A 10,172-nucleotide genomic window follows, 5' to 3' on the forward strand; every position below is an offset into this window, starting at 1 on the left:
GACTTGTTTCCTCACCTGGATAAACTCCATATATATACTCCCCAGATTTCTTCATGCGGTCTGATATTTGGTCACCACTCAAATTGACAAAAGCAAAAGCAATACTAAATAAGAAAATCATAGCAATATATGAATAAATCCATAATGGTTTTCCAACTCCATACTGAGCTGATAGTTCAGAAAATACTGAAGTATGAGGGAAAAGAGTCTGTAATAGCAAAAAGATATAGGTAGGCAAACTTAAAAAACTCATGACATACATAAACGGCATGCCACCAGCTGGATTTAACATTATTTCCAGAAAAGAATATCGTTTGAAACGACTACGTAAGCCAATCTTATGAACTGGTATACGATAACGAGCACGATAAAGCAGAGCTACCAGATAAGTAAAGACAATCCCCATAATAATCAAACCGATTAAAACAAAAAGAGGTAGGGGAACAGTTCTAAATGTTTCAATCAAATCTTGAGGAATGTTTAAAACCATTCCAATCAATAAAATAATCATAGAACCCCCGATACCTACAGTTGCATTGATGTCTGATAACCACACCAAGAAAAAAGCACCCGATATCAACAGGCAGGTATTGAGGACGATAACTAACATTTTAGGCACATTGGACTGAATTGGGAGATTTAACGAAATAGCTAATGCCTGAATCAAAGCAATAAACAAGGTTAAGTACATCTGCCTTCTATTTTGTATTTCAATAGCTCCAGATGTCAGATTTAATTTTTTTGAAAAAGAAAGCATCTGCCATAAAATCATCGAAGACATCCAAGGAGATAATCCTACTGAAAACAAGGATAAACTTCTCAAATTTCCACCTGTCATTGCTGTGGAAAAAGCTAAGTAGGCTGCAGCTCCTCCTAAAAATTCCCTATTATTCATATCTACAAAAGGGAGGGTCAATCTACTTCCTGCTATAAATATGAATATAAAAAATAATGTTGCTAGCCCTTTTTTAACTGTGATAGATGAAAAAATATTTTTCATGTTTAATCCTACTCTCTAAAACTCGTTTCTAGTCTATTTCTACTGAGTAATTTATAATCAATATATAGTTAAATGAAATAAAAACTAAACAAATTGATTGCGGAATTCAGACCAATTTCTAACAATGTTTTAGAAAACTCGTGGACTATTCCAGATTCAATCTACTATACCATCAGGTATTCTATGATTTTTTTGTTAATTTTTACGTTACTATTATAACAAAAAAAGCAGAAAAAATCTGCTTCTAACTCCCTTAGCGAGATGACGGAGAAGGGATACTTTAGTGAATCAAATAGATTATTTTTTATACGCTATCAGCTCATTGGACATCCTTAATTCGTTTAATTATTATCTATGAATTCCAATATTTCTGTATATCTCCTAAAAATCTCTGTATTTTGTAAACCATTTTCTTTAGCTTGTGTATACCTTAATCTCAAACACACCATGACATTATTCTTTTCATCTGAATAATTCCATCCCTTTATAGTATAAATTGCTAATCTTTCTAACAAGCATTCTAAAACATCTTTTAAAAGTTTCTCATTAACACCACTTCCGATGCTTTCTATTCCTTATCGATGGTAGTAGATTTCTTTATGAACATATGCAATTTTGTTTGATCTAAAAATAATTTGTTCTAGAGTCTTCTATCACTTTACCTTTAGGAAATCTAATATTATTAAACAATTCCTTCTTAAACAAAATTCCCCAACTAGTTATATATACATATCCATTTAATTCCAACAATGGAAGTTCCAATACCAGTTCTTCTCCAGTACACGTTTTCTCATAGTAATCGTCCCAAATATGAACATAATAATTTCTATCACTCTCATTATAGATTGTGTAGTGTGAAACAACAGTATCTGCATCATTTCGAATAGCTGCTTGATATAAATCTTCCACATAAGGTAAACTCAACCAATCATCCGAATCAACAAAGGTTAGATACATACTATTTGATCTTTCAATACCATAATTTCGTGCATCAGATAGTCCTCCATTTCCCTTTTCAAAATATCGGAATCTACTATCTCTAGCAACATATTCTTGACAAATCTCTCCAGATGAATCTGGTGAGCCATCATTTATCAGTAAAACTTCTATACTTGAATAGATTTGATGTTCAATACTATCCAAACACATTCGAAGATACTTTTCGACATTATAAACAGGAACTATAATACTAACTAGTTCTCCACCATTTTCTACTTCAATCTCTCTTACTTCATTTGTCAAAAATGGATATTGTCCTTGTTCAGCCAAATGCTCCAATATTCTCTTCAATACATTGCGATACATATTGAAAGAAAGACTGATATCAATCCCTTCTAAATCTTTGGTTGATTTTATTCGTTCTTCTAAAGCATCAATATAGTCAAGATGATCTACAGAAAATCCACTTAACAAACCTTCATTATTAGAACGGTAAACATATGAATCTCCGTTAAAGGTATATATGCTTTCCGCATTCAAATATAATTTCCACATGATAAACTGATTTTCTGCATATCGCCCCAAAGGAAAGGTTAACTCCTTAAATAGTGTTCGCTTACATAATTTATCACAAGCTGTTGAAAAATTAAAAAACTGAATATCAAGCATAGAATCTAAAAATTGAATAGCCTGAGCACTTGTAAATGATATCAAGGAATCTCTTTTAAAGTGGTCTTTATAGAAATAAAAATCAGAACCATCAAAACGACTATAGCCTCCTATTATAATATCTGCATCACTTAACGTAGTAGCTATATAAAGTTTTTCAAGATAGTCTTCAAAGAGAAAATCATCCGCATTTTAAATATATCTAACCTATTTATGACATCAAGTTCTATACCAAAATACTGCCCAAACATTGGCGAAGATATGGTTCTACATTATACACTGATACTATAATACTTATTGGAATTGCACTCATCCTATATCCTTTCGTTTTCTATTTTTTCTTCGAAGAAATCATTGTCAAGTTTTCTTTAATTCGTCTATATGTTTCTGTATCTTCCATATTCCAAACAAATCGCATATTATACTCATTCAATTCCAATAATTCTTGAAAATGTTTTAAATAGCTAGAAGTATCATATCCTTTTAACGATAGCAACGTAATTCTTTCTAAACTCAATCTAATCGAATCCTCAATACTATTAATTGTTGGACAATTTGAAATGCTGCCTTCACGTTGTCTATAACAGTAACTATCTTTATGAAAGTATACAATCTTGTCTGCAAGATCATAAACTTTGTAAGTCAAAGCTGCATCCTCTGATGTCATCCCTTTTGCGAAACGTAAGTACTCAAATAAATATTTTTTATACAATTTCCCCCAAGCTGTGGATAAGAAAAAATCTCCGCATTGAATATCAAAATAATGTTCTAATAGATACTTACTATCATATTCCTTTTCCCAATGTTCAAAAACATGTTTATAAAATGTTGCATTGCTTTCCTGAAAATAAAAATAGTTACTTATAGAAATATCCGCATTATAATGCTGAAGTTTAATATATAGTTCTTCAATATAAGTATTAGTCACCCAATCATCCGAATCAATAAAAGTTAAATATTCTCCCTGAGCCCTTTCTATGCCGTAATTACGAGCATCAGATAATCCTCCATTCTCCTTTTCGAAGTATGTAATACGAGAATCTTTCTTTAAATACTCTTGACAAATCTGGCCCGAACCATCAGTAGAACCGTCATTCACAAGAATAATCTCTAAATTATGAAATGTCTGCTCTAGAATGCTATCTAAACATTGTCGAAGATAGTTTTCAACATTATATATTGGTACAATAACACTAATTAATTGATTTTCCATATTTCACTCTCTTTTATCTTTCAAAAACAGGTAATTCCCATTCTCAGCATGCTCCAACTTTTCACGCACTGTTCCTTCCTCCTGGACAAATTCAGTTCCCTCTAACATGGATAAATTTCTCCTTAGAGCAAATTTATACTGATTAAATGCCAATTCCATAGGATAATCTAATTCTGGCATCTCAATTAAGGTATGAATACGTTCTTCAATCGCTTCAATAAAATCCAAGTGAGATAGACTATAATTTTGCGTCAATCCCTTGTAATTCACCCTATAAGCATAGACATCTGACTGATAACGAACAATCACTTTACTTGCAAGATATAATTTCCACATGATAAATTGATCTTCTGCATATTTTCCTTTAGGAAAACGAATGGTCTCAAACAAATTCTTTTTAAATAACTTACCCCATACAGCCGAATAGCGAAGGAATGGGTAATCTTCCATACTATCCATACCTTCAATAGCCTCTTTTGCTGATATACAAGATAACATTTCCCCATCTTTATCTGGATTATACAAATAAAACATTCCTTCTTTAAAATGGCAAAATGATCCTACTACCATATCAGCATTCGTCAAAGCACTAGCATAGTACAAGTTTTCGATACTTTTTTCGAACATAAAATCGTCTGGATCACAAAAAAAGATATAATCTCCACTAGCACAATCCAAACCTACATTACGTGCATCCGACTGTCCACCGTTTTCCTTATCAATATAGATAAAACGAGAGTCATCTTCTGTCAATTTCTTTGCAATAGTTATACTATCATCAAGGCTACCATCGTTGACAATGATAACCTCTATATTCGTATAAGTCTGTATCAAGATATTATTAATACAATGTTCAATGTATTCCTCTACATTATATACTGGAATAATAATCGATATTAATGGAAAATCCATGTATTTACACCTCTCTACTTAGACAAATCTGCAACAATTTGACTATTATAGTCTTCATCCTCTATAAATTCAATTCCTTGGTCAAAATTAAATTCTGCTGTATGCTTGTGTTTTAGTTGTACCTTTGTCTCTGCTCCCATTTTCATCCATTCATACTCTGAATCAATATGTCCAAAATCCAAAGCACGATGCCCTAATTGAGATAATTGATAAGCTAAAACCTTTGCAGTTGGTCCCAACATTAACAAAATAAGTCGTCCCTCTGAATGTTCTAAGATTTCTTCTTTAATTTCCTGAATTTTATCAAAAGCATTATGGGAAGGACATATAATACGCTTAATTGATTTTGCACCGTCAAATAAGTCATTCCCAACACCTGAACGTGAAGTTGCTCCTTCAACGATTAATAATTCTTCCCCTTCGAACAACTGTTTTATTTTTTCAAATTGACTTTGAGCGCAACTCTTATCCTTATTATAAATATAAGGCCTTGAAATAAAGGCTGACCCATATCTCTTTGAATTGCAATATTCCTTGAAAAAATCTGAAAATCGGTCCAGCTCTCTTTTCCAAAAACTTTCGGAATTAGCGTCTTGTGTAAAATTACCTTGGAAGACTTCAAAAACTTCTGGCATACAAATCATAATATTTTCTCTATCATCGAGCATTAAAATATTTCTCATCTCTTGTGCCAAGACTTCATCGTATCTTTGAAATGGAATATCATAACCATTCATAATATGAATCTCTCCATCTCCAAAACGAATAAGTGATTGTTCCGTTTTCAATAGTTGATCCAAGGTTTCATCTATGGACATGACTGAAATATCAAATAATTCTTCTTGTTTAAATGCTTGACGAAATCTATCAGCTCCAATTTCAGAGAATAAACGGATCGCCTCCTCCATTTTTTCTAACTCCTGTCTTAGAAAAAGATATTGAGGCACATTACTTTTATGAGTAGCATAAAAACTAAAAATCGGTTTATTCATATCTACCATACAATGTAAGATAGATTCGTCTGTATCACCATAATTTATATTTAAATATGCGTCTGATTTTCCACAAATATATTTTAATTTTTCTGTAGTAGATTGTGGGTGTAAATAAATATTGTCTATTATAGATAATCTTCTTAATTTCTCACCAATTTCAGTATATGCAGCTATATGAAATTTATGCTCTGGAAAGATATTTGCTAAATATTCAATTCCTTCTATTTCTTCCGAATTGGTAAGCGTCATAAACTCCAGTCCCTGTCTTTCACCTTTTATTAAAGAAAATTCATCTAGGTGATGAGCTAAAATCTGAGAAAACTCTAAATTATAGAAATCCCACCATTTTTCTCTATATCTGTAGGAAGTCAGACTATTCCATGGTTTTCTATAGGTTGTATAATGAATAATAAGGGGACTATCCTTCATACAAAAATGCTCTTGCCAGTTACTATAAAATGCTACGATATCATGACCAACCTGAACATTGAATCGCTTATCCAACTCCAACCAATTATCCTGAAAAACAGAGTTCAATATTGTCTGATCTCCATTAAAATGTTCCAATTCCCAATGTTCGTTTTTCTCGCCTTCAGATAATTCTAAGCATTTATCTGAAACTGACAATTCCTTCCATTGTAGATTATCAATGAGCATAACACCAGTATTAAAACTACCATCCACATCACGTACAGCAGCTACTGGAAAGCCTTTTAAATCTGTTAAGAAAAAAGAGGTTAAGCTGCCATTAACAATAACATCTGTATCTAGATAAAGTACTCTCTCCCTATCAATAAGGCGAGGAATAAAATACTTAGCATAGGCAATCGGACTAATATGATTTTGCGTTCTCCACTCATCTGAAATCAATCCCATATCAAAGGGAATATTGTAAAGTTCCCCTCCCAAATTTCTCACTATACGTCTCATTTTTCTAAACCAATCTGGCATAATACCTTGATTGATGATATAGAAATCAACTGATTTATTGTGATACATGATAGATTTCATGGTCACAGTTAATTGTTCTGTATAAGCTTGATCAGCAATCAAAACGATTGCAAGTCTATCTGATGTCATTTCTCCTCCGAAATCCCATGATTAATACTATTCCGCACTCAAGTCTACAACAACCTGACTCAAATATGCTTCATCATCTGCTAATTCTATTTCTGTATCTAGATTAAACTCTGCAGTATGCTTTTTATGTAATAAAACCTTATTTTCAGCCCCCATCTGCATCCACTCATACTCAGAATCGACATGTCCGATATCAATTGCCTGCATACCCTTATTTGCAAGTTGATAGGCTAAAACCTTAGCTGTAGGACCTAGCATTAACAAAACTAAACGTCCATCAGCATGGTTCATTATTGCTTCCATTATCTCATTTTTCTTATCATAGGCATGTCGAGACGGGCAAATAATTCGCTTAATGCTCTTAGCTCCATCAAATAAATCATTTCCTACCCCAGATCTAGAAGCATAGCCTTCTACGATAAGAATATCTTTTCCTTCCCATAGCTTTTTCAATTTTTCAAACTGAGATTTTGATTTTGATTTGTCTAGAAAATCAATATAAGGACGAGAAATAAAAGTTGAGCCATACCAAGCATTTTTACAATAATCTAGATAAAATTCCTCATAATCCTCTAAATATTGTCTCCAAAAAGCTAGAGCATCTGGAACAAAAGAGAAACGGTTTTTTAAACCTTCTTGTAAACCAATAACTAATGTAGGACTGCTCTCTTGACTAAAAATAAATTTCAATTCTTCTGCAAGATCAGAGTCATATTTCTGATAATTAATAGATTGTCCTAGCATGATTGCAGCCTCGCCATCACCAAAACGAGCTATTGAAGATTGATGCTCCAGAATATAATCCAGCGTTTCATCTATGGTCTGCACTTCAAAATCAAATGGTTTATTGGGCAATTGTTTTGTTTCAGCATAGTTCCTAATTGCAACTACCATAGTATCAACGTTTTTGATAGAAAAGAGATACTGGCCTTTTTCCCCATTTTGTGTTTTATAAAAGGCAAAACTAGGAATATTTTTTTCTACTAAACCATTAAATACGCCATCTACTTCCCCACCATAGTTAATATCCAAATATAGATCCGTCTTGTCTAATAGTTCTTCAATCTTTTCTGAATCTGAGACCGGATATAGATAGACATTTTCTTTCTCAGCCAAGTTGGTCAATTGTGGTCCCATAAGAGTTCTAGCAGCAATGTTAAAATCACACTCAGGAAGCTGTTCTACTAGGTATTCAATTTGTTCCAAATTCTGACTATTTGTAACTGTCAATAATCGAATACCTCGTGATTGTTGATTGTTACTAATCCCTAATTCAAAAACTGCTTGCAATAAAAATTGTTTTGCATAAAAACCTTGACTTAGTAAAAAGGAAAAATAACGCACTCTACTACACATTTGAAGATAGGTTTCCTCTGATAATTGTTCCACCAAAAGGTTCGCTTCCTCTAAGTTATCAACTACAAATCCCAATCCTTGCTCTACTATAAAATCAGAATTAGACAAGGTAGCAGGAATAATGACAGGGATACCTGCCGCTAAATAAGTACTCAATTTATAAGAAACATTCATACTGTAATAATCTATATTTTGTTCCTCATTTTGATGTGTAGTCCAAACCAGTCCAAATCCACCTTTTGATAATTCTAAGAGCATTTCCTCATCAGTCTTCCAACCTGTAATATGAACTTGATACGATGAAGAAAATTGTTCTTCATTTGAAAATACAGTTAGCGGAACTGTCCCCTCCCAAGTTTTTAATTCCGGGAAACGACTTAAATTTCCTGCAAAATAGATTTCTTTTTTAAATATAGGTTCATGTAGGTCCAAATCATGAGGATGATCCCACATTCTTTGAAAAATAATTTTTTTAACATTCAGGCCATTTTGAAGCAGTTTCTCTTTCATAGCTTCTGATGGTAAGATGATACTATCTGCCATGTTGTACAGATTGATATAATCCTGCATCAGAAATTCATTTGCTTTAAACATTAGAGGAATCACATCATGGACAAATACTATGATTTTCACATTGAGAAGTTTCAACTTGCTTAAAAATTCTCTTTCAAACTCCAGACCATTCCAAGTAGGTGTTTGAAAAATGACTACATCTCCCATTGAAACACTGGCTAGAATCCCATCCAGTCTTCTACTTCTTTCTTCAACTGTTTCAGAAGTAGCATGATAAAAATAAATCCCTAACTCTTTAAACCCAAGTTGAGTAGCAATTTTTTGAATAGCATTTTGCGCAATCGTTGCTGTACTTTCTCTTGCCATTCCATATAGATTGGTAATATGTAGCTTCATTTCTCTCCACTTTCTATCATATCCTTTTTTCCTAGTTCTTGATTTTAAACAATCCTCTCATCATCTACAAAGACTTTTTCTTTACCTACAGACTAAGATATTATCCTTCTAGTAGAAATAGTACCTCTTGCAACCATCTTGCAGTTTGAGTAAATTCCAATCCCTCTAATTTCATCTTATCTACTAAATCGTGTAAATACAGTACACAGTCATCTACATACGAACTAACTTCTAACTTTCTAGCGGTTAGAAATGCAATAAAATTCAATCGTTGTTGAATATCACTCCTAATTTTTCTAATTCAAAGTGTTTGTATTCATCACTACTAGTTCGATAAATGTAAGTATCTTTGTTTACATATACAATTTTATCAGAAATTAGATATAGTTTATACCAAAATTCCATATCTTCGCCTAAGGTGGTTTTTTCGTTGAAACGAATTGTCTTCAGGTGTATTCTTCTAACCAGTTTACTACTAGGATAAACGTAAGAATGGTCAAAAGAAGACAACAACTGCAAATTATCAATCAATTCTTGACCTGTAAATGTCTTTTTATCATATCCTCTTTGAAAAACATGAAGGTAGAAACAATTATCTTTTATATTAAATTGTTTATATGTCGAAACAGTTATATCTGCTCCTTCTTCTAAAAGAGTCGTATATAAAACTTTTAAATAATCCGAATCTACCCAATCATCTGAATCAATAAAGGTGATATATTGCCCTTTTGAACGTTCTATACCTAGATTACGTGCTGAAGAAACTCCACCATTTTCCTTTTCAAAATAACGAAAACGAGAATCCTTCTCAACATACTCTCTACAAATATCAGCAGAATGATCTGGCGAACCCTCATTTATTAGTAAGCACTAAAAATTTTGATAAGTCTGACTCATAATACTATCTAAACATTGGCGTAAATAATTTTCAACATTATAAACTGGTACTATCACCGTAATTTTTTCAGTCATGTAGCCGTTCTCCTTTCTTACTATTATAACATTTTTTATGCTATTTTTCCATTTCCCTTAACTTTTAAAACGCAAAAAATCCCCTGGATGATTTTTCATCCAAGGGATTCTTCATAAATCGAAATAA

At 32.5% G+C, this 10,172-nt stretch carries 6 protein-coding genes and 2 pseudogenes; all 8 read right to left on the reverse strand.

What is annotated here, in order from left to right:
* Positions 1-1,000, reverse strand: a 1,000-nt coding sequence (secY2, locus tag RWZ86_RS07475; RefSeq protein WP_314681028.1) for an accessory Sec system protein translocase subunit SecY2, incomplete at its 3' end; no start/stop codon positions are given.
* A gap of 624 nt (positions 1,001-1,624) precedes the next feature.
* On the reverse strand, positions 1,625-2,653 hold the full coding sequence (locus RWZ86_RS07480; protein WP_314681030.1) for a glycosyltransferase family 2 protein: 1,029 nt from the start codon (positions 2,651-2,653) through the stop codon (positions 1,625-1,627).
* A gap of 286 nt (positions 2,654-2,939) precedes the next feature.
* On the reverse strand, positions 2,940-3,821 hold the full coding sequence (locus tag RWZ86_RS07485) for a glycosyltransferase family 2 protein (RefSeq protein WP_265529037.1): 882 nt from the start codon (positions 3,819-3,821) through the stop codon (positions 2,940-2,942).
* 3 nt (positions 3,822-3,824) lie between these two features.
* Positions 3,825-4,733, reverse strand: coding sequence for a glycosyltransferase family 2 protein (locus tag RWZ86_RS07490; RefSeq protein WP_265529039.1), 909 nt, complete (start codon positions 4,731-4,733; stop codon positions 3,825-3,827).
* 14 nt (positions 4,734-4,747) lie between these two features.
* Positions 4,748-6,808 carry an SP_1767 family glycosyltransferase gene (locus RWZ86_RS07495; protein WP_314681037.1) on the reverse strand — a complete coding sequence of 687 codons (2,061 nt, stop codon included), beginning with the start codon at positions 6,806-6,808 and terminating at the stop codon, positions 4,748-4,750.
* 27 nt (positions 6,809-6,835) lie between these two features.
* Entirely contained in the window at positions 6,836-7,945 is a 1,110-nt protein-coding gene (locus tag RWZ86_RS07500) for an SP_1767 family glycosyltransferase (RefSeq protein ID WP_314681040.1), read from the reverse strand.
* A gap of 132 nt (positions 7,946-8,077) precedes the next feature.
* A pseudogene (locus RWZ86_RS07505) lies at positions 8,078-9,073 on the reverse strand (sugar transferase); the annotation flags it as partial.
* A gap of 264 nt (positions 9,074-9,337) precedes the next feature.
* A pseudogene (locus RWZ86_RS07510) lies at positions 9,338-10,045 on the reverse strand (glycosyltransferase family 2 protein).
* Between the last annotated feature and the right edge of the window lie 127 nt (positions 10,046-10,172).

The sequence above is a fragment of the uncultured Granulicatella sp. genome (assembly GCF_963545075.1).
GTDB lineage: Bacteria > Bacillota > Bacilli > Lactobacillales > Aerococcaceae > Granulicatella.

Bases quoted from the DNA above. Each gene is read 5' to 3' on its own strand.
- RWZ86_RS07485 (WP_265529037.1), bottom strand. From the start codon at position 3,821: ATGGAAAATCAATTAATTAGTGTTATTGTACCAATATATAATGTTGAA.
- RWZ86_RS07490 (WP_265529039.1), bottom strand. From the start codon at position 4,733: ATGGATTTTCCATTAATATCGATTATTATTCCAGTATATAATGTAGAG.
- RWZ86_RS07495 (WP_314681037.1), bottom strand. From the start codon at position 6,808: ATGACATCAGATAGACTTGCAATCGTTTTGATTGCTGATCAAGCTTAT.
- RWZ86_RS07500 (WP_314681040.1), bottom strand. From the start codon at position 7,945: ATGGGACCACAATTGACCAACTTGGCTGAGAAAGAAAATGTCTATCTA.